The following is an 18166-nucleotide window of genomic DNA, read 5'->3' on the forward strand; positions in this document are numbered from 1 at the left end:
CATACGGCTGTCATCGGCGGCCCGCCGCTCCAAGGTACGCCTCTGCCACCCGTTCATCGGCGAGCAGCTCGGTGGCCTTCCCGTGCACCACGATGCTTCCCCGCTCCAGCACATACGCCTCATCCGCTGTCTGCAGCGCGGCACGCACGTTTTGCTCAACAAGAATAATGGCCGTGTGAAATTGGTCGCAGAGCTGTGTCAGCAGTTCCATCATTTCTTTCACGACGAGCGGCGCCAGCCCTAACGATGGTTCATCGAGCATCAGCAGCTTTGGTCTCGCCATCAGCCCGCGGGCGATCGCCAGCATTTGCTGCTCGCCGCCGCTTAATAATCCTCCCGGGCGGTCGAGCATCGTTTGCAGTTTTGGGAACAGTTCCAGCACCCGCTCATAGTCGCGCTTCACTTCCAATCCGTCGCGGCGATGGCGTCGGTAGGCTCCTAGCAGCAAGTTGTCCTTTACCGACAGGCTGTCAAAAATTTGCCGCCTCTCCGGAACAAGGCAAATGCCCTTTTCAACGATTTGCTCCACCTTTCCGTATGGGAGCGGCTCATGTTCAAACACCATCTCTCCTTCCTTTGGAGCGTAAACGCCAGCAATCGTGCCGAGCAAGGTGCTTTTGCCCGCCCCGTTGGCGCCGACAACAGCAACGATTTTTCCTTCCCCCACTTGCAGATCGATTCCTTTTAACACGTGCAAATGGCCATGGTATACATGGACGTTGCGAAGCGTCAGCATCGAGCCGCCTCCTCTCCTAAATACGCCTTAATGACGTCCGGGTGCCGCGCGATCTCTCCCGGCGATCCTTCCGCTATTTTTTTGCCGTAATCGAGGACGACGATCCGGTCGGCGATCGACATGACTGTTTCCATATCATGCTCAACGAACAAAAAGGTAAATCCTTGTTCTCTCATCGCCAGCAACACATCAACGAGCTGCTTTGATTCTTGCGGATTCAGCCCGGCCATCGGCTCATCAAGCAAAATGAGCGAAGGGCGGGACACGGCCGCCCGGGCAATTTCCACGAGCCGCTGCATCCCATACGGCAGCGTGCCCGCCCGCTTCCAAGCGAGATGAACCAAACCGACCTGCTCGAGGCAAGAAAACGCCTGTTCCCGCGCCTCGTTCTCTTCTTTCACCGTACGCGGCAGCCGAAAACCGGCGCTGAGGATTCCGCTTTTCAAACGTGGATGGAATCCGACCATGACGTTTTCCACTACGGTCATATCAGAAAACAGCTGCAAGTTTTGAAACGTCCTTGTCATTCCAAGCGTCGCCAGCTCATGCGGCTTTTTTCCAGTGACTACAGCTCCTTGGAAGCGAACGAGACCACTAGTCGGCGGAATAATGCCGCTGATCATATTGAACAAGGTGGTTTTGCCTGCCCCGTTCGGCCCGATCACCGCGACGATTTCTTCTTTTTTTACGTGGAAGGACACGTTTTGCACCGCCTGAACGCCGCCAAATGACTTGGACAATTGCTCCACTTCGAGCAAAACTGCGCTCATCCCCGCTCCCCTCCGATCGAACGCGCGTTATGATTTTCGGTTGGTGCCACCTGTTTCTTTTGATGCCTGCTCATTTCCAAAATCTTACTCATCCCCTTTGCCACGACACCCGTCAGCCCGTTCGGCATGTAAATCAACATCACCACGAGCAACAAGCCAAAAAAGACGATTTCAAATTCGCCGCCGGCATTTGGAAGCAACAGCGGAACAACGGCTTTGAGCCATTCTCCTAAACAAACATAGACGGCCGCGCCGATGAGCCCGCCCCACACATGGGCCGACCCACCGATCACCACCATAATCAAAAAGTAAATCGAAGGAACGATGCCGAATAAGTCCGGATTGATAAAGGTAACATAATGGGCGTATAGGCTTCCGGCAATCGAGGCGTACACGGCGCTGAGCATAAAGATTTGCAGCTTGTATTTGGTAATGTTCACTCCAAGGGAGCTTGCTGCCACCTCGCTTCCATGAATCGCCCGCAGCGCTCTTCCAACTCGGGAGCGGACAATATTATGGGCAAACCATAACCCGGCAAGAACAAACAACGAAACGAGGTAGTAAAAATGGAGATCGCTTTGCAACGAAAATCCGCCTATACGGATCGTGGGAATGCCAAAAAAGCCGTTCAATCCCCCCGTGATCCCTTTCCATTCTTTAAAGAACGTAAACATAATGACGCCAAACCCCAGCGTCGCCAACGCCAAATAATGTTCGCGCAGCCGGAACACCGGAATGCCGACAACAAGCGCCACCAAAGCGGCCAATACCGCACCGGCCGCCAGTGCCAGCCAAGGCGACCATCCCGCATGCGCTGTCAAATAAGCGGACGCATAGGCGCCGATTCCATAAAAGGCGGCCTGGCCAAGCGAAATTTGTCCAGCATACCCCATCAACAACGTCATCCCTGTGCTCACCAGCGCATACAGCCCGATGAGAATGAGCGTGCTTAATACATAATTATTGCCGAAGACAAGCCAAGGGAGACCGAGCCAGACGGCTGCGCCGGCAAGCAAAAGCCATTGTTTCCGCCTATCCACCATTCGTCTGTACTGCTCCATTCCCATTCACCGCCCCCCTTATACCCGTTTTCCTGTCATCTTGGCAAATAAACCATTCGGCATGAAAAACAGCACGAGCAGCAACAATCCAAAGCTGATCGCTTCTTTATATCCGGAAGACAAATAGCCTTCGGCGAACGATTCGAGCATGCCGACAAGAAACGCGCCAGCAATCGCGGCCGGAGCGTTAGTCAATCCCCCGACAACGGCGGCGATGAACGCCTTCAGCCCAATCATCATCCCCATATCATACGAGGCGCCGGAAATCGGAGCGATGATTATTCCTGCCAGAGCCCCAAGGCCGGCGCTGACGGCAATCGCCCCAAGCGACATTTTCCGGATGTCAATACCCATCAAACGAGCCGCAAACGGATTGATGACACAAGCGCTCACTGCTTTGCCGAGATATGTCCGGTTAAAGAATAAATGCAACGCAATGAAACTGACGACCGAGATGGCAATCGCCCAAACGCTTTGCCATTGGATGACCGCGCCAAACATGCGCAGCGCCTCATTTCCGGTAAACGGGCGCAACGCATAAGGGTCAGTCCCCCAAACGAGCAAAGCAATCCCCCGAAACACAAACGAGACGCCGATCGTAATAATAATGAGCACAGCGACAGACGAACGGCGCGCTGGCTGAATGGCCAGACGTTCAAACAGCCCGCCGATCGCCATCACCGCCATAATGCTTAGCCCTATCGCGAGCACAAATGGCACGCCGCTGTTGACGAATGTGATGCAAAAAAGCGCGCCTAACATGGCAAAATCGCCTTGAGCCAAGTTCAAAATGCCGGTCACGCTGTACGTAATGACAAATCCGAGCGCCACCAACGCGTAAATGCTGCCGACCGTCAGCCCGGAAAACAACAGCTGGACAAACTGGCTCCACGCCTCCATTTCCCATCCCTCCTTCAGCAGTTAAGTGAAACAAAAGGGAATTAGCGGTCTAATTCCCTTTTTACTGCTCGGCAAGCACAAACTTCCCGTCTTGAATTTGCACCATCACTAAACTGTCGGCATCAAGCCCCGTATGGTTGTCTTTTGACATATGGAATACGCCCGAGATGCCGATAAACTTTTTCGTATTCTCCAACGCTGACCGTATTTTTTCTTTATCAGTTCCCGCCTCTTTCATCGCATTGGCCAACAGGTGAAACGCATCCCACGCATGTCCGCCAAACGTGGTCGGCTCATAACCGTACGCTTTTTCAAAGTCTTCTTTGTATTTTAACAACGTTTCTTTTTGCGGATCGCTGTCCGAAAGCTGGTCGGCCACTAAAATGCGCCCGACCGGGAAAATGACGCCGTTGGCCGCATCACCGGCTAGATCGATAAAACTTTTTGTGCCAATGCCGTGGCTTTCAACAATCGGCACATCAATGCCCAACTGACGGATATTTTTTGTTACGACCGCCGATTCTTGCGCCGTTCCCCAAACGATAATGGCTTGCGGATTCGCTTTTTTCACTCTTGTCAACATGGCTTTCGCATCATCGACCGTCGCTTCAAACTCCTCTTCGATGACGGCCTTTACGCCATATTCCGGAGCATAATGCGCAAACTCTTCATGTCCGCTCGTTCCGTAGGCATTGGCTACATTGAGCCAGGCGACGTTCGTCCATCCTTTTTCCTTCAAAAAGCCGAGCAGTTTCTTGATGACGATATCGTCTCCCTGGGCTGTTTTAAATGTCCAATGACGCGGGGATCCGTCGCTTGGGTTGACAATTTGTTTGCTTGCGGCGAGGGAAATGTACGGAATGCCTGCTTTTTCAATGAGTGGAATCATGGCTAAAGAGTTGCCGCTGATCGTGCCGCCGATAATTGCTGTCACTTTGTCTTGCTCGATCAGTTTTTTCGTGGATAACACCGCTTCGTTTTGGTTGGACTTGTCATCGTAGGCAATCAGCTTGATTTTCTTTCCATCAATGCCGCCTTGATCGTTCCATTGCTTCACCAGCATCTTGACGGTCTCCATCTCCGGTTTGCCAAGCGGGGCCGCCCCTCCGGAAGCCGAGAAAATGGCGCCGACTTTGATCTCATCCTCTCCATTCCCAGATGTCGATGTCTTTCCACAGGCGGCAAGGAAAAGGAACAGCAATGCCGCCATGAACAGAGACATTCTCTTTTTCATTATTTTGTTCCCCCTTTTATATTGACAGCGCTTTCAAATTGTTGTTCTTCCGCCAGGCCTTCACCCGGCGGAAGAAGATCAGCGCCGCCGCTTAAACGCTTCGGCGGTGTTTATTTTATGTTGACGGACGTATTGCTCAATTTCATGCGGCGGCGCCTGTTCCCGCAGCAGGCGGATGATCTCTCGATGCTCTTCGATCGAGGCTTTTGCCCGCTGCGGGACAAACGTGAATCCGTACACGCGGATGCGCTTCATCCGCTGCCAAATTTGCTTGATTTGCTCCTCGAGATATGCATTGCCGCAATGGGCGTAAATCAAGGAATGAAACTCGTAGTTCAGCTCGCTGAACCGTTCAAGCTCCAGCTCTTCAAGCGCCCGCTCCATTCGTTCGTTCAACCGCTCAAGCTCGTCGATCGCCTCCTTCGTTAAATTGGTGGAGCCAAGCGCAGTCGCATAGCCTTCTAAGACGGCCAACACGGATAACGTTTCTACATATTCTTTCTCGTTAATGGTGCTGACGACAGCGCCTGCATACGGCTTAAACTCGACTAATCCTTCTGCCTCAAGCTGACGGATCGCTTCGCGCACCGGGATGCTGCTGAGTCCAAGCTCGCGGGCGATTTGATCGATGACAACGCGGTATCCCGGGCCATAGGCACCGCTTTCGATGCGAGAAAGAATATACTCATACGCCAACTGTGTTTTGTTTTTTGCTTTTGTTCCCATACGTTTATCATATACTAGATAATATATGTTGACCAACTGTTATTTCTGTTCGGCAGACAAGGCGGTCGTTTTCTCTCCCTTGCCGAACGCGGGAATCGGTGGGTCGCCGACCGCGACGTGGACGACTTGCACTTCCGTATAGAAATCAAAGCTGTAATGCCCGCCTTCGCGGCCGATGCCGCTGTATTTCGTCCCGCCAAACGGGATGCGCAAATCGCGGACGTTCGGCGAGTTGACCCACGCCATCCCGCTTTCGATCGCTTGAGCGACGCGGTGGCCGCGCTTCATATCGTTCGTCCATACATACGCGGCCAAACCGTATTTCACATCGTTCGCCAGCCGGATCGCCTCTTCTTCATTCACAAACGACATGACCGCCATCACCGGGCCGAAAATTTCTTCCTGCGCCACCCTCATGCCGTTATGGCAACCAAGCAGCAACGTTGGCGGCACAAAATTGCCTTTTTCCAACCCTGTCGGAACGCTGGGGGCATAGACGTCCGCCCCTTCTTGCTTGGCGATGTCAATATAGCGGTTCACCCGCTCCCAGTGAGCGCGGTGAATGAGCGGGCCAAGCTCGGTCGCTGGATTCATTGGATCGCCGATGACGATGCGGTCGACGCGCTCTTTCAGCCGGGCCACAAATTCGTCATAAATCGACTGTTCGAGCAGCAGCCGCGAGTTGGCCGTGCACCGTTCGCCATTTAATGAAAACACCCCCCAAACCGCCGCGTCGAGCGCCCGTTCGAGATCCGCATCGGCGAACACGATGAGCGGCGACTTGCCGCCAAGCTCCATCGATGTTTTTTTCAACGTCGCGGCGCTGTTGCGGATAATTTCCATGCCGGTCGTCGTCTCTCCAGTAAAAGAGATGAGGCGCACATCCGGGTGGGCGACAAGCGCGGCGCCCGCCGTTTCGCCAAACCCGTGCACGACATTGAACACCCCATCAGGCAGACCGGCTTCATCGATGATTTCCGCGAGTTTATTGGCCGTCAACGGCGACCATTCCGCCGGCTTCAAGACGACGGTGTTGCCGGTGGCGAGCGCCGGGGCGACTTTCCACGTCTCGAGCATAAACGGCGTGTTCCATGGCGTAATGAGCCCGGCGACGCCGACTGGTTTATAGACCGTATAGTTTAAAAACTGCCCATTCACATGGTACGCCTCGCCGACAAGGCGCGTTTTCACCATTTCTGCGTAGAAGCGGAAGTTTTCCGCCGCGCGGGCGGCTTGCTTTTTCGCCTGGCTGATCGGAATGCCGGTGTCAAGCGCCTCTAGGTAGGCGATGTCATCCGCATATTTTTCAATCAAGTCGGCAATGCGAAAGAGATAGCGAAGCCGTTGTTCCACCGGCATCGTCCGCCACGAGCCATGATCAAACGCCTCCTTCGCCGCCCGGACCGCCGCATCGATGTCTTCTTTCCGCCCTTCGGACACCTGGTTGATTGTCGCATTCGTAAACGGGTTAAGATTGTCGAAACACGAGCCGGACACGCTTTCGACAAACCGCCCGTTGATATAATGAAGCACCTTTGGTTGTGTCGCCATTCATTTCCCTCCATCACCGCTGCGTCCGATAACGCGCATGAATATTGTTGTGCTTATACGTCCCCGCTTCACTGAACTCATATAGCTCGAGCGACAGCGCCAAATAGCGCTTGGCAAACAGCGGGGCGAAATGATCTTTCATCACGGCAAACAGCTCATCGCCGACCGCTTTTTTCACCTGTTCCGGGCGCCCGGCGCCGATTTTCAGCGTCCCGTGCACAAACGCATCGTCTTCGGCGCCGTCGGCGACATAGTACTCGTCAAGCCGAATGGCCCGGGAGCGGATGCCGCCGACTGGAAACCAATCGCTCCGCTCGATCAACACGCGGTGAACTTTTTCAAGCAAACCGCGAATATTGGCCTCTTCGCCGAGATTGGCCGTGTATTCCAAAATAAAGTGCGGCATCGTTCCCCCTCCTTTGGCTAGACGATGGAATTGGTCAACCGGCCGATGCGTTCGATTTCAGCCACGACCTCATCGCCGGGCTGGACGTTCACCGCCCCTTTCGGCGTGCCGGTCAAAATCACGTCGCCAGGCGCGAGCGTCATGAATTCGGTGATGTACTCAAGCAAATACGGGATGGAAAAAATCATATCGCCCGTATATCCTTCCTGCACAACCGTCCCATTGACATACGTCCGCAAACGAAGCGCCATCGGATCGCCGACTTCCTCATGGCTGACGATCCACGGGCCGAGCGGCGTCGCCCGGTCGCGGTTTTTGACGCGGAAATTCGGCCGGTAGTAATTTTCCAAGTAGTCGCGAACGGCATAATCGTTGGCAATCGTGTAACCCAAAATGTAGTCGTACGCCTGTTCCGCTTTCACCCGACGGGCCGGGCGGCCGATGACAACGGCGAGCTCGCATTCATAATGCATCATGTTGACCCCGTCCGGGCGAACGGTTCGGCCGCGATGGCCGATGAGCGTGTTTTTCCCTTTGAAAAATAAAAGCGGCTCTTTCGGCGCGGCAAACGACAGTTCGCCGGCATGATCGGCATAATTCAATCCAAGCGCCACGATCGTACACGGCTCAACCGGGGGAAGCCACATCACTTCAAGCTCCCCGACGATCGTTCCGTCCGGCAGGCGGAGGCGGCCATCGTCGAGCGGTTCGGCTTCGGTCACCGTCCCGTTCCATGCCACACGCGCCCGCTTCATCATTCATCGCCTCCTTGTTCCGGGGCGATTTTATTTTCCAACACACCGATCCCTTCGATTTCGATGCGCACCACATCTCCCGCCGCAACGAGCGGCGCATCGGCCGGCCAGCTGAAAAACAGCACATCGCCCGGATCAAGCGTCATAAATTCGCTCACCTCAGCGAGCCATTGTTCGACTGGAAGGCGGAAGCGGCTCGGGTCTGCACGTTGGACGAGGCGCCCGTTGACGTATACGCGCGCGGTCAATGATGACAGCGGCGCAGCTTCCTCTTTCGGCACGATCCACGGGCCGATGGGGGCGAACCCGTCGCGCGCCTGCTCCTTCACTGCCGGGCGATAACGCTGTTTGTGCGGAATCGAGAGATCATTGACGATCGTATAGCCGAATACGTAATCAAGCGCCTGCTCGCGCCGCACGCGCGCCGCCGTCCGCCCGATCACCAGCCCGAGCGCTGGAGCCGCCTGAAGCTGCTTCACACCAGGAGGCAGAAGCACCGCCCGCCGATGGGCGTTGATGGTGTTCGCCGGCTTCATATACAGCACCGGACCTTCCGGCGGCTTCTCATACGGCGGGGCAGTCATCTCTTTTGACAGCGCCGCCCATTCCTCCAAATCATTCAGCGCCACCCCGTACATCGCCCCGGCAATGGGCGCGTCCCACTCCAATTCGTCGACGCGGTACGTCCGCCCGCCGAAGGCCACCGTCCCGCTGTTTGGCTCCACTTCCGCCTCGAGCGCCTGCCGCATGCCGGCCAAGCGCAACCGCACGTTCACCATCACTTCTCCTCCCTAGCGGTTTGTTGCATGCGCCTGTTTTATTTCATTTGCTGCGGCGCCGCTTCTGCCAGCAGTCCGTATTTGACGAGCGTGCGGCGGATTTGCTGCTGATGCTCTTCGCTTGGCAAATCGAGCGGCAAGCGGAGCTTCGGGGTGATTTTTCCCATCATCCCGAGCGCCGCTTTCACCGGACCTGGATTCGTTTCAATGAACAGCACATCATTGAGCTCCATCAGTTCAAAATGAAGATCTTGCGCCCGTTTGACATCGCCGGCAAACCAAGCGTCGTGCAGCTCGGCCACTTTATGCGGCACGACGTTCGCCGTCGCGCTGATCGATCCGGCGCCGCCGATCGCCAACATCGGATAGCACAATAGCTCGATGCCGGAAAAGAGAAGGAAATCGCGCCCGCAATGCCACAACACCCGGTTGACATGCTCAAAGTCTTTGTTCGACTCTTTCACGCCGATAATGTTCGGACAATCCTCGGCCAGCCGCGCTAACGTCTTCACTTCCAAATTGACCGCCGTCCGCCCCGGAATGTTGTAGACGATGATCGGGATATCGACCGCCTCGGCCACCGCCTTAAAATGTTTATACAGCGCCTGCTGGGACGGACGGTTGTAATACGGGACGATGACCATCGCGGCATCGGCCCCAATCTCTTGCGCAAATTTGGTCAGCTCGATCGTTTCCGCATGGTTCGTCGACCCTGTCCCCGGCACGAACGGCACCCGACCCGCCACCGCTTGTTTCGCCGTTTCCATCACCTGTTTTCGCTCTTCAAGCGTCAGCGAGCTCGGCTCTCCCGACGTTCCAGTGACGGAAATGCCGTGCGTGCCGCTTTCAATATGCCAATCGATGAGCGCGGTCAACGCCGCAAAATCAACGTTTCCTTCCTCATCAAACGGCGTGACGACCGGCGCGATCGAGCCGCGCAACCGTTCTTTCGCCTCGCGGTATGCCATCCCCTTGCCTCCTATTGACTCGATTTTTCTGAATCTTAACTATATTGTACATAAAATCATATATGAAATCAACGATAAAATAGTATATCATTTTTGTCTAGAAAGCCGGTGAAAAACAGCCATTTTCCCTAATCCAGCGAAGAGAGGAACAGATGTTACAAGGTTTTTCAATTTGAGAAACATCCTGTTGAGTCGTATGTCCCGTTAAATCACCAGCCTTCTAAATAAGGAAAGTCGGTTTCCGCCTCGCCAATGTCGGTTCGCTCACTTCTATCAACTGGCCGCTGTGGACGTCGAGAACAACAGACGCCTCTTCAAACCAGCTGTCCGGCGCCGCATGCCCCCAGAACGTTTGCCGGCGCGGGTCGTCCAAATCCCAGCGAATCGGTGGAAAATCCGGATCGCTCGTCAAGTAATCGCCGTTATACAATTCGATTCGGTGGCCATCCGGATCGCGCAAGTAGACAAAAAAGGCGTTTGACAATCCGTGCCGGCCCGGCCCGCGCTCAATGCTGGCTGCATATCCGGCCGCCGCCAGCACATCGCAGGCATGAATCAAACTGAGCGGGTCAGGCAGCCAAAAACCGATATGATGAAGACGAGGCCCTTTCCCATTCATCAGCGCCAAATCGTGGACGTTTTGCTTCCGGTGCAGCCATGCGGCCCACAGCTTTCCATCTTCTGTTTCCGTATACTCCGAGCAGGCAAAACGTAAGCCATGAACATAAAAGTCGTATGCTTTCTGGACATCGGTCACCGCGCAATTGAAATGATCGATGCGCTGCACGCGGGCGCCGCGATACAAGTCATACCGCTGCAAAAGCCGCTCCGTTTTCTCCATATAGGCGAAAAACTCCAGCGGCAGCCCGGACGGATCTTGCACGCGAAACGCCCGGCCGACGGCACGTTGTCTCCCAGCTTCCAGCCATCTTGGCTTCAACTGTTGCGCGGCAAACCATTCGTAAAGCGCTTCCAATTCCGACTCTGAACCGACTTTATAGCTGATCGCCTCCACGGCCGGACGGGGCGCCTTTTTCAGCAACAAACAATGGTGATGATACTCTTCCAATCCGCGCAAATATAAATGCTCTCCGTCCGCTTCCGTCACAACAAATCCAAGCACCCGTTCATAAAAATCGCGGGCGGCAGCCAAATCGGTCACATGCAGCACCGCGCGGGCGCAGCGAATAATGGAAAATGACATCATCTTTCTCCCCCTCTATAAAATCCAACGGCCGATGCCGATCTTGCTGTCATTTCCAGCTGATTGAACCATCACGACTTGCTGTCGGAAGGAATGAACACGCTTTTGGCTGTGCACAAAAATTCGCGCACGAACTGTTTATACGGCTCTTTTTCATAGCCGTCAAAATACGCCATCCCCATCCGCACCGGATCGCCGAAAAAGTAATATTCATAATGCGTCTGCCGGGCTCCGAACGCGCTCATGGTGAGATCCCAAGCGAGCCGGAACAGCTGGACGCGTTCATAGCCATCGACCGTCGCCCCTTGCATCGCCCGGCGGACAATATCGCCAATTTCTTCGTTGTGGAAATCGGCTTCGGTCGGGATGGCCATCAAACCCGATGCCCCTAAAATGCGGATGATCTCCGAAAGCCGCGGATAAATGCGCGGATACCAGTTGCGCGCGGCATCGAGCGCAGCAAAATCCGGCGTCATCGTTCCCCAGCGGTCTCGCTTCGCATTGTGCTCAGCCCGGTACAGGTGGCTCTTCATCGTCTCGAGGACGAGCATGATTTCCGTTCCTTTATCCTTCACATGCTGGAACTCGCCGATGCCGATCGCTTCGATGAGACAGAGCGTGACACCAAGCAAAAACTCCGTTTTCACAATGTTTTTCGCCACCACTTGATGAGACATATGAATGACCGCGTTCGTCTCACGGAACGTCCGGTTGCAAATCGATGAATTGCCGCATACAAACACGCGCTCCCACGGTACGAAAACGTTTTCAAAAGAAACGATCGCATCCCCCTCTTCAAAACGGGCCGCAAGCGGGTGGTCCCACGCGCTCCGCCCGTAGTCAAACGCCTCGCGGCAGATGAACTTGACGCCTGGCGTATTGTTCGGAATCGCAAAGGCAAGCGCGTATGGGTCCTCGCTGGACGTTGATTTTTTCACGGTCGATGGAAACACTAAAATTTCGTCCGTAATCCCTCCTTGCGTCGCCAACAGGCGGATGCCGCTGACAATGATCCCGTCTTTTCGCCGTTCCACCAAATGGAGCGGCACATCGGCATCTTTTTGTTCATGAAGCGCCTTGGCGCGGTTCATTTGCGGATGAATGAGCGTGTGCGTCAAGCTGATGTCGTTTTCCCGCGCATATTCGTAGTAGTTTTTTGCATTTTCGGCAAACATCGGATCATCTTCGGCAAATAGATCATTCGCCACCCCCATGGCCATCACTTCCGCGTTTAAATAATCAGGGGAGCGCCCCATCATTCCCGCCGACAGACGCGCCCACTCCTGCGTCGCTTCGCGGCGGGCGATCAGCTCCTCAATGGTCGTCGGCTGGATGAACGTCATGCCGACCGGCTGCCCGGTTGTCGGCGACCGGTACAACATTTTCTCCGGCTTTTCATATTGCCGGTCGTAAAGCGCCGCCATCGAACGAATGACATTGCGGAACGCGGGATGAACGGTAACGTCGTCGACCTTTTCCCCGTGGATATACACGCTGCTTTTCGCCCGCTTGAGCCGCTCTACATACTGTTTCCCTGTCTTGGCCGGCATTCCAATTCCCCCTATTTTCAAGTATAATGGAATAAGAAATCGCTTTTATTCTGAATGTTCAAAATTAATATAACATATGATTTCATATATGAAAAATACAAAAAACATCATCGATACTATATGAAAAACATATGGAAGGCCAAACAGTCGGTTGATTTAAACGAAAAGGGGAGACTCTACCATGATCGATGTGAAACAGCTGAAATACTTCGTCACGATCGCCGAAGAGGGGCAAATCACCAAAGCGGCGCAAAAGCTCCATATCGCCCAGCCGCCGCTCAGCCAGCAGCTGAAGCAGCTCGAAGAAGAGCTCGGCGTTCCGTTGTTTGACCGCAAGGCGAAAAAAATGGAGCTCACCGCACCGGGCAAAGCGTTTTATGAAAAGGCGAAACAACTGCTGCGCCAGCTCGACGACGCCGTAGCGGAAGTGAAAGAAATCGAAGCGGGAGCGACGGGAACGCTGTCGATCGGCTGCGTCAAATCGTGCTTTTATTATTTGGCCCAAGCGGTCCGTCGATTCCACGAACAGTTTCCGAACGTGACCTTTCATCTCCGTGAAGGGGATACGTTTTCCATTTGCCAGCTCCTTCAAGAGCGGCAAATTGACATCGGCATCGTCCGCCTGCCGATGGATGCGGCTCATTACGAGATGATCCGCCTGCCGAGCGACCGTTATATCGCCGTCCTGCCGGAACATTGGGCATTGAGTAAACCTTACTTGTCGATGCGCGATTTTGCTGATTGGCCGCTTCTCCTTCTCCACCGGGTGCACGGCGCCGGACAGTACGAGCGGGTCATCGAGGAATGCCGCCGCCATGGCTTTGAACCGAACGTCCTATGCGAGTGCCCGGATGCCACGATTTTGCTTTCCCTTGTCGCGCAGGGCATCGGTGCGACGATCGTGCCGCAGTCGACCGTTGCGCTGTTTTGTCTGCCCGGCATCCGTGTGCTCGATATCATCGACTCATCCATGAACGCAGAGGCCGCTGTCATCATCGACCGGCAGCGCTACTTGCCAAAAAGCGCCCATTATTTTTTGGACATCCTTGAAAAGACCGTGACCCGCGCCGAACCTCCTTCGCTCCGTTAATGGCAGGAACGTCTGCTGTCGCCCCGCCAAAAAAAGAGGCGCAACGTTGCGCCCAAATGCTTATAAGCCGGCCGACCGCTGCAGCCGCTTGGCGATTTCGAAAAAGTCTTCCGCCGAGATGCCAGGAGAGAATTCTTCGGGCACTTCCGGCAAATCAGGAATGGGCCCTCCTTGGGGCGCTCCTTCGTCCACCTCAAGCGGCTGCCCATCGCTTGGATGGGTTCCTTGCCAAATGCGGACGATCTCTTTGTAATATCGGTCGCTGAATGTATAGAGTCGGCGATGGACGCCTTGATCCTCATACTTTCTCGCCTCGTCGAACACACGGTTATCCAACTTCGGGATCGGCAGCAGTTTCGTCACATCGACGCCGGTCGCAACTGTAAGCGCTTTGGCGTACGCCAAAATATGGACGCCCCCGCGCACAAGCAAGTAGCCGATCATCTCACGGGCCACCGGATGGTCTGTCGTCTCATAGACGCGCATTTTATGCGTGCGCGCTCCGCATTCGAGGAAAAAGTTATGCAGCAAATCCAAAATGGCAAACTATCCAATCACGCCCAAACGAAACGCCTTCGCCACCGCTTCCGTCCGGTTTTTGGCGTTGAGTTTCCTTAAGGCGCTGGAAATGTAGTCGCGCACCGTAAATTCGCTCAAATAAAGCTGACAGGCCGCTTCCAATGTCGAGGCTCCGTCCGCGAGCAGCTTCAACACCTCGATTTCTCTCGGCGACAACGATTCAACCATCGCTCCCACTTCTTTTTTGGGCGCCTCGATCCATTTCAGCAGCAGCTCCCCCGCGCTTTGGCCAAACTTCATCAATGCCGGAAACAAACGGCGGTCAACGGCAAAGAAGCGGCCCGGTCCACGGTCGAGAACGACGCCGCCAATCATCCGCCCCTCTGTCGGCACATACACCGGAACGATCACGAGCGAGGCCAGACCGAACGGATCCACATAAAGACGCGGAAACTGTTCGCTCGCCCTCGGCACGTAAATCGGACGAAAATGGCGAAATTCATGCACTTCCGCTTTCAATTTCCCCACGCTTTCTTTCAACATCGGAATGCTGTCCAATTCCACGCGCAAACGCTGGATTTGCTCGTTGTCTACGCCATGTCCGCACAGACCGATGGCCATGCTTTCCTGATTGACAAATTGAAACAGAGCGCATCGGCTGAAGGGGAGAAAATAGGAAAAACCAAAACAAATATGCGCTGCCGATTCCTCGAACGTCTGCGCCCGCAAAATCCATTCGTTGAACAAAATGACGGCATCTTTCCACAAGGATTCCTTCTTCCACGAAGAACGATCGCCGCTTTTGAATGATTGTTCATTCACTTCATACAGCAGCCATTCATTCCATTTGAAAAACAAATACCGCACCGCAGGGTGCAGCGCAGCGGCCGCTGACGCATGCGCCTTCAACACTTGATGAACCGTATTTTCCATTAAATTCAGAGAAAAGATGATCATCTCCGGATGAAACGCCGCGATGCGCTCCAAATGCCCATCGGCTGAATGCCCGCCCCCATACGGCAACAATCTTGCTTGAACGAATGCGCACAGCGTGGAAAACACATCTTGAACCCGCGCATTCCGCTTGCCAAGCGCTTCACCAATCCGCTTCCATTCCCGATCCAATTCCACCTCATACATGTGCAAGATGTCCGCCGCCTCCCGCAGCAAACGAAGCAAATGATCGTTTAATTCCTTCGACATGCCCATCCTCCCCCCCGCATCCCCGCTAGTTATCGACTACTTTGATCATCTACTTTCTTAATTCGCTCGGTCAATTCCTTCTTTTGCCCGTCACGTTTGTCCAAGAGCACTTAAAAAATCCGACAAACATAGGGATTTAATGGAATGCATAATTGTCATAAAATTTAAACAGATTTACTAAAGCGCTTACAGCGCTTATCATTCAAAAAAAGGGGGAGGAGAAACGCCATGGAAATGGCAACAAAACCGGTCATCATTGGGGGGCGCACGGCGAAAAAGCCATTGCTCGCCGCATTGTTGGGAGGGTTTTTGTTTCTTGGCGCTTTGCTGTCTATCTTTGGGCTGACAGGCGTCGCCTATGCCGTGCCGATCAGTGGAGTCGGCGAATTTACCGTTCAGTTCGACAAGCTGAACGGCACCGGGTTTAAAATGTACGGCGGAGTCGCAGAAGCTGGAAATGCACCGCAAACACCCGTATTTGTCAACGAAATCGAAAAAGCGACGATTCAAGGCCTTCGGATTTCAAAAGATTTTCCAGCGCTCGGCATCCGGGTCATCATTGTAGCCAGCGAGCCAGTGTCGATCGACGGGCTCGTGCAAAAAGCGACGCAAATTAACGGCAACATCTCCTTCGGCAGCTTGACGATGAAAGAAAGCTATGTCGGCGATGTGAGCAATCCGGTCGAAAAAGCCGCCAAAGAGTTCACCCAAGGGGCCGACAACATTACGATCGAAAACGGAGATTTGAAAACGGTTTACTTGTTCCAACAAAAAGTCACTCTCCCTGGCATGAAAGTCTATTTCGAAAAATTGAATTAACAAAGGGATGAGAACCATTGAATGCGATTCGTTCCTGTTGGCAGGCGTTCGGGCGCTGGCGCAGACGGCGCCCGTTTTGGGGAGCAACGTTTCTCTTGCTGTCAAGCCTTGTCATTTTATGGATTCCGATGCAGCTGTACGAAATTTCACTCGTCCCTGGAAGCATGGTCTTTTCCGGTTTTTTCCTTGGCGGCATGGTGATGTTAATGGCCATTCTCTCGTACGCCATGCCGCGTCTGTCAACATTGCTCGGCATCATCGGCATGTTCAGCGCGATTTTATCGATTATGGGCGCCTTGGGCGGCTTCTTGGTCGGCACGATTCTCGGCATCATCGGCGGGGCGCTTTGCATCGCCTGGCGGCCGCAATGGGCCGAAGCCGACGCGCCGATGGCGCATAGCGAGGCAGCCGCGGACAAAGAACCGTCCGCTGCGGCGGCTGACTAAAAAACAGGCCGGACGAGGCGAATCCTCACTCGTTCGGCCTTCTTTTTCTCCCTCCTTGCACGAACCTCCCTATGAGCCCCTTGCCCTTTTGTCTATTTTTTCGCGATCAGGAAGCCATAGCAGACAAACTGCACACATATACCTGTATGCATCATCACCTTAGAAGGCTGGAGAACGAAACCCGCAGTTTGCCGGTTCTTCGGCAAGATCGATGGAAGCGAAATGCATTTTTTCACCATCTATGTATCGTTAAGTCTCCCTTCTGACACGCGCTGTGCGAGATTCACGGAAGCACCTTTCGGACGGCAGGCGATAGGGCAACCAACGATGGTTCACTGCAAGGAAATGGCCAGGCATGGAAGCCACATTTAAGCTCCCGCAAAAATAAAAACGACCGCCATTGCGGTCGCATCGACGGTTTTGCGATTTTCGATCCGAACTGTTCGGATGTTGGAAATGGAGACGGTGGGAGTCGAACCCACGTCCAGAGGCATCGCCACTTAAGCATCTACGAGCGTAGTCGGTATATTTCGCTTCGCCGTCCGTTCCGCCTACCGACAGGCCTCCCGGCGGCTAGCCTGATTCGTCTCTTCCCTCATCCTCAGGCGGCGGATTTGGGCGTAGCCCGCTCCATATGAGCCCCTCGAACGCCACGCGGGCGATGGCGGGAGGAGCTAGCTGCAGCAATTAGGCAGCTAAAGCGTAGTTTTGTTTGCCAGTTATCTTTAGGTGACGTTTTTACGAGGACGTCCCCCTCGGCTCGCCGCTTAAGCTCGACCTACCCCTGTCGAATCCGGATCGTCCCCGCGGTGCGAAGAGATCGGAACAGCTTAAGCATCGGATAACTGGCTGTTGCAATTCTTATTATAGCATGGCTTTGCATATTTTCAACGGAAATGTTTTCTACAGTTTTTGCCGCTCGCGGAAGGCGCGTTCGATTTCGCGCTGCGCTTCTCTCCGCTTCATGTCTTCCCGTTTGTCGTATTTTTTCTTCCCTTTGGCCACCCCGAGCTCCACTTTGGCAAAGCCGTTTTTAATGTACAATTTCAGCGGCACGAGCGTATACCCTTGCTCTTTCGTGTAGCCGATCAGCTTGTTGATTTCGCGGCGGTGCAAAAGGAGCTTTCTCGTCCGCAGCGGGTCATGGTTGTAGCGGTTGCCTTGTTCATACGGGCTGATATGCATGTTATGGAGAAACACTTCCCCTTTTTCCACTTTGGCGAACGAATCTTTCAAGTTCACCCGGCCGTTGCGGATCGATTTGATTTCCGTCCCTTGCAGCACAAGGCCGGCTTCATACGTTTCTTCGATGAAATAGTCGTGGTGCGCTTTTTTGTTTTGGGCGATCACTTTTCCTTCGCCTTTGGGCATCCGTTTTCTCCCTCCTCATCGTAGCGTTTCTTATTTTACCAAAAACGAAAAAGAAGGAAAAGCCGCCTGTTCGGCTTG

18 protein-coding genes, 1 other RNA gene and 1 pseudogene are annotated in these 18166 nt (G+C 54.1%); 3 read left to right on the forward strand and 17 right to left on the reverse strand.

Annotated features, from left to right (window positions below):
- Positions 1 to 10: 10 nt before the first annotated feature.
- The 13 genes from GJ1_RS15045 to hpaB form a co-directional block, all read right to left on the reverse strand.
- Positions 11 to 736 (reverse strand): ABC transporter ATP-binding protein, encoded by a 726-nt coding sequence (locus tag GJ1_RS15045; protein WP_066234117.1) that lies wholly within the window; start codon positions 734 to 736, stop codon positions 11 to 13.
- Entirely contained in the window at positions 730 to 1506 is a 777-nt protein-coding gene (locus GJ1_RS15050) for an ABC transporter ATP-binding protein (protein WP_066234121.1), read from the reverse strand. The genes GJ1_RS15045 and GJ1_RS15050 overlap by 7 nt, the downstream gene beginning before the upstream one ends.
- Entirely contained in the window at positions 1503 to 2567 is a 1065-nt protein-coding gene (locus tag GJ1_RS15055) for a branched-chain amino acid ABC transporter permease (protein WP_083510024.1), read from the reverse strand. Before GJ1_RS15055 ends, GJ1_RS15050 begins: the two co-directional genes overlap by 4 nt.
- Positions 2568 to 2585: 18 nt before the next feature.
- Positions 2586 to 3467: a branched-chain amino acid ABC transporter permease gene (locus GJ1_RS15060; protein ID WP_066234126.1), complete on the reverse strand. Its 882-nt coding sequence runs from the start codon at positions 3465 to 3467 to the stop codon at positions 2586 to 2588.
- Between the two features lie 61 nt (positions 3468 to 3528).
- Positions 3529 to 4701, reverse strand: coding sequence for an ABC transporter substrate-binding protein (locus tag GJ1_RS15065; RefSeq protein WP_066234128.1), 1173 nt, complete (start codon positions 4699 to 4701; stop codon positions 3529 to 3531).
- Positions 4702 to 4779: 78 nt separating this feature from the next.
- Complete coding sequence (locus GJ1_RS15070) at positions 4780 to 5427, reverse strand: GntR family transcriptional regulator (protein ID WP_066234131.1); 648 nt, start codon at positions 5425 to 5427, stop codon at positions 4780 to 4782.
- Between the two features lie 39 nt (positions 5428 to 5466).
- On the reverse strand, positions 5467 to 6978 hold the full coding sequence (gene hpaE, locus GJ1_RS15075) for a 5-carboxymethyl-2-hydroxymuconate semialdehyde dehydrogenase (protein ID WP_066234134.1): 1512 nt from the start codon (positions 6976 to 6978) through the stop codon (positions 5467 to 5469).
- Positions 6979 to 6991: 13 nt separating this feature from the next.
- The gene (locus tag GJ1_RS15080; protein ID WP_066234137.1) at positions 6992 to 7384 is read right to left on the reverse strand and encodes a 5-carboxymethyl-2-hydroxymuconate Delta-isomerase; all 393 of its coding nucleotides are present in this window, start codon (positions 7382 to 7384) and stop codon (positions 6992 to 6994) included.
- A gap of 17 nt (positions 7385 to 7401) precedes the next feature.
- Entirely contained in the window at positions 7402 to 8142 is a 741-nt protein-coding gene (locus tag GJ1_RS15085) for a fumarylacetoacetate hydrolase family protein (RefSeq protein WP_083510023.1), read from the reverse strand.
- Positions 8139 to 8918, reverse strand: a complete 780-nt coding sequence (locus GJ1_RS15090; RefSeq protein ID WP_066234140.1) for a fumarylacetoacetate hydrolase family protein — start codon at positions 8916 to 8918, stop codon at positions 8139 to 8141. The genes GJ1_RS15085 and GJ1_RS15090 overlap by 4 nt, the downstream gene beginning before the upstream one ends.
- A 38-nt stretch (positions 8919 to 8956) precedes the next feature.
- Complete coding sequence (gene hpaI / locus GJ1_RS15095; RefSeq protein ID WP_066234144.1) at positions 8957 to 9886, reverse strand: 2,4-dihydroxyhept-2-ene-1,7-dioic acid aldolase; 930 nt, start codon at positions 9884 to 9886, stop codon at positions 8957 to 8959.
- Positions 9887 to 10106: 220 nt separating this feature from the next.
- Positions 10107 to 11090 carry a 3,4-dihydroxyphenylacetate 2,3-dioxygenase gene (gene hpaD, locus GJ1_RS15100; RefSeq protein ID WP_066234167.1) on the reverse strand — a complete coding sequence of 328 codons (984 nt, stop codon included), beginning with the start codon at positions 11088 to 11090 and terminating at the stop codon, positions 10107 to 10109.
- A 71-nt stretch (positions 11091 to 11161) separates the two neighbouring features.
- Positions 11162 to 12640, reverse strand: a complete 1479-nt coding sequence (hpaB, locus tag GJ1_RS15105) for a 4-hydroxyphenylacetate 3-monooxygenase, oxygenase component (RefSeq protein WP_066234147.1) — start codon at positions 12638 to 12640, stop codon at positions 11162 to 11164.
- A 181-nt stretch (positions 12641 to 12821) separates the two neighbouring features.
- Between hpaB and GJ1_RS15110 the strand changes: the two genes are divergently transcribed.
- A complete protein-coding gene (locus tag GJ1_RS15110; RefSeq protein ID WP_066234150.1) occupies positions 12822 to 13730 on the forward strand; it encodes a LysR family transcriptional regulator in 909 nt (302 codons plus the stop codon).
- Positions 13731 to 13790: 60 nt separating this feature from the next.
- On the opposite strand, the pseudogene GJ1_RS15115 reads toward GJ1_RS15110, so the two are convergent.
- Together GJ1_RS15115 and GJ1_RS15120 are read right to left on the reverse strand one after the other, a co-directional pair.
- Positions 13791 to 14270 (reverse strand): annotated as a pseudogene (locus GJ1_RS15115) (manganese catalase family protein); the annotation flags it as partial.
- A 6-nt stretch (positions 14271 to 14276) separates the two neighbouring features.
- Entirely contained in the window at positions 14277 to 15452 is a 1176-nt protein-coding gene (locus GJ1_RS15120; RefSeq protein WP_066234154.1) for a helix-turn-helix domain-containing protein, read from the reverse strand.
- Between the two features lie 228 nt (positions 15453 to 15680).
- Between GJ1_RS15120 and GJ1_RS15125 the strand changes: the two genes are divergently transcribed.
- Both GJ1_RS15125 and GJ1_RS15130 read left to right on the forward strand, forming a co-directional pair.
- The gene (locus tag GJ1_RS15125; RefSeq protein WP_066234157.1) at positions 15681 to 16271 is read left to right on the forward strand and encodes a DUF6230 family protein; all 591 of its coding nucleotides are present in this window, start codon (positions 15681 to 15683) and stop codon (positions 16269 to 16271) included.
- Positions 16272 to 16288: 17 nt separating this feature from the next.
- A complete protein-coding gene (locus tag GJ1_RS15130) occupies positions 16289 to 16717 on the forward strand; it encodes a DUF6114 domain-containing protein (RefSeq protein ID WP_066234160.1) in 429 nt (142 codons plus the stop codon).
- Between the two features lie 454 nt (positions 16718 to 17171).
- Here GJ1_RS15130 and ssrA read toward each other — a convergent pair.
- Positions 17172 to 17523: a transfer-messenger RNA gene (gene ssrA, locus GJ1_RS15135) on the reverse strand.
- 97 nt (positions 17524 to 17620) lie between these two features.
- Positions 17621 to 18088 carry an SsrA-binding protein SmpB gene (gene smpB / locus GJ1_RS15140; RefSeq protein ID WP_011232513.1) on the reverse strand — a complete coding sequence of 156 codons (468 nt, stop codon included), beginning with the start codon at positions 18086 to 18088 and terminating at the stop codon, positions 17621 to 17623.
- Positions 18089 to 18166: the final 78 nt, after the last annotated feature.

The organism is Geobacillus jurassicus NBRC 107829, from assembly GCF_001544315.1.
In the GTDB taxonomy this organism is placed as follows: domain Bacteria; phylum Bacillota; class Bacilli; order Bacillales; family Anoxybacillaceae; genus Geobacillus; species Geobacillus jurassicus.

Bases quoted from the DNA above. Each gene is read 5' to 3' on its own strand.
- GJ1_RS15085 (WP_083510023.1), bottom strand. From the start codon at position 8,142: ATGATGAAGCGGGCGCGTGTGGCATGGAACGGGACGGTGACCGAAGCC.
- GJ1_RS15055 (WP_083510024.1), bottom strand. From the start codon at position 2,567: ATGGAGCAGTACAGACGAATGGTGGATAGGCGGAAACAATGGCTTTTG.
- hpaI (WP_066234144.1), bottom strand. From the start codon at position 9,886: ATGGCATACCGCGAGGCGAAAGAACGGTTGCGCGGCTCGATCGCGCCG.
- GJ1_RS15070 (WP_066234131.1), bottom strand. From the start codon at position 5,427: ATGGGAACAAAAGCAAAAAACAAAACACAGTTGGCGTATGAGTATATT.
- GJ1_RS15125 (WP_066234157.1), top strand. From the start codon at position 15,681: ATGGAAATGGCAACAAAACCGGTCATCATTGGGGGGCGCACGGCGAAA.
- GJ1_RS15080 (WP_066234137.1), bottom strand. From the start codon at position 7,384: ATGCCGCACTTTATTTTGGAATACACGGCCAATCTCGGCGAAGAGGCC.
- GJ1_RS15065 (WP_066234128.1), bottom strand. From the start codon at position 4,701: ATGAAAAAGAGAATGTCTCTGTTCATGGCGGCATTGCTGTTCCTTTTC.
- GJ1_RS15090 (WP_066234140.1), bottom strand. From the start codon at position 8,918: ATGGTGAACGTGCGGTTGCGCTTGGCCGGCATGCGGCAGGCGCTCGAG.
- GJ1_RS15110 (WP_066234150.1), top strand. From the start codon at position 12,822: ATGATCGATGTGAAACAGCTGAAATACTTCGTCACGATCGCCGAAGAG.
- GJ1_RS15060 (WP_066234126.1), bottom strand. From the start codon at position 3,467: ATGGAGGCGTGGAGCCAGTTTGTCCAGCTGTTGTTTTCCGGGCTGACG.
- hpaE (WP_066234134.1), bottom strand. From the start codon at position 6,978: ATGGCGACACAACCAAAGGTGCTTCATTATATCAACGGGCGGTTTGTC.
- GJ1_RS15045 (WP_066234117.1), bottom strand. From the start codon at position 736: ATGCTGACGCTTCGCAACGTCCATGTATACCATGGCCATTTGCACGTG.
- GJ1_RS15120 (WP_066234154.1), bottom strand. From the start codon at position 15,452: ATGTCGAAGGAATTAAACGATCATTTGCTTCGTTTGCTGCGGGAGGCG.
- hpaB (WP_066234147.1), bottom strand. From the start codon at position 12,640: ATGCCGGCCAAGACAGGGAAACAGTATGTAGAGCGGCTCAAGCGGGCG.
- smpB (WP_011232513.1), bottom strand. From the start codon at position 18,088: ATGCCCAAAGGCGAAGGAAAAGTGATCGCCCAAAACAAAAAAGCGCAC.
- GJ1_RS15050 (WP_066234121.1), bottom strand. From the start codon at position 1,506: ATGAGCGCAGTTTTGCTCGAAGTGGAGCAATTGTCCAAGTCATTTGGC.
- hpaD (WP_066234167.1), bottom strand. From the start codon at position 11,090: ATGTCATTTTCCATTATTCGCTGCGCCCGCGCGGTGCTGCATGTGACC.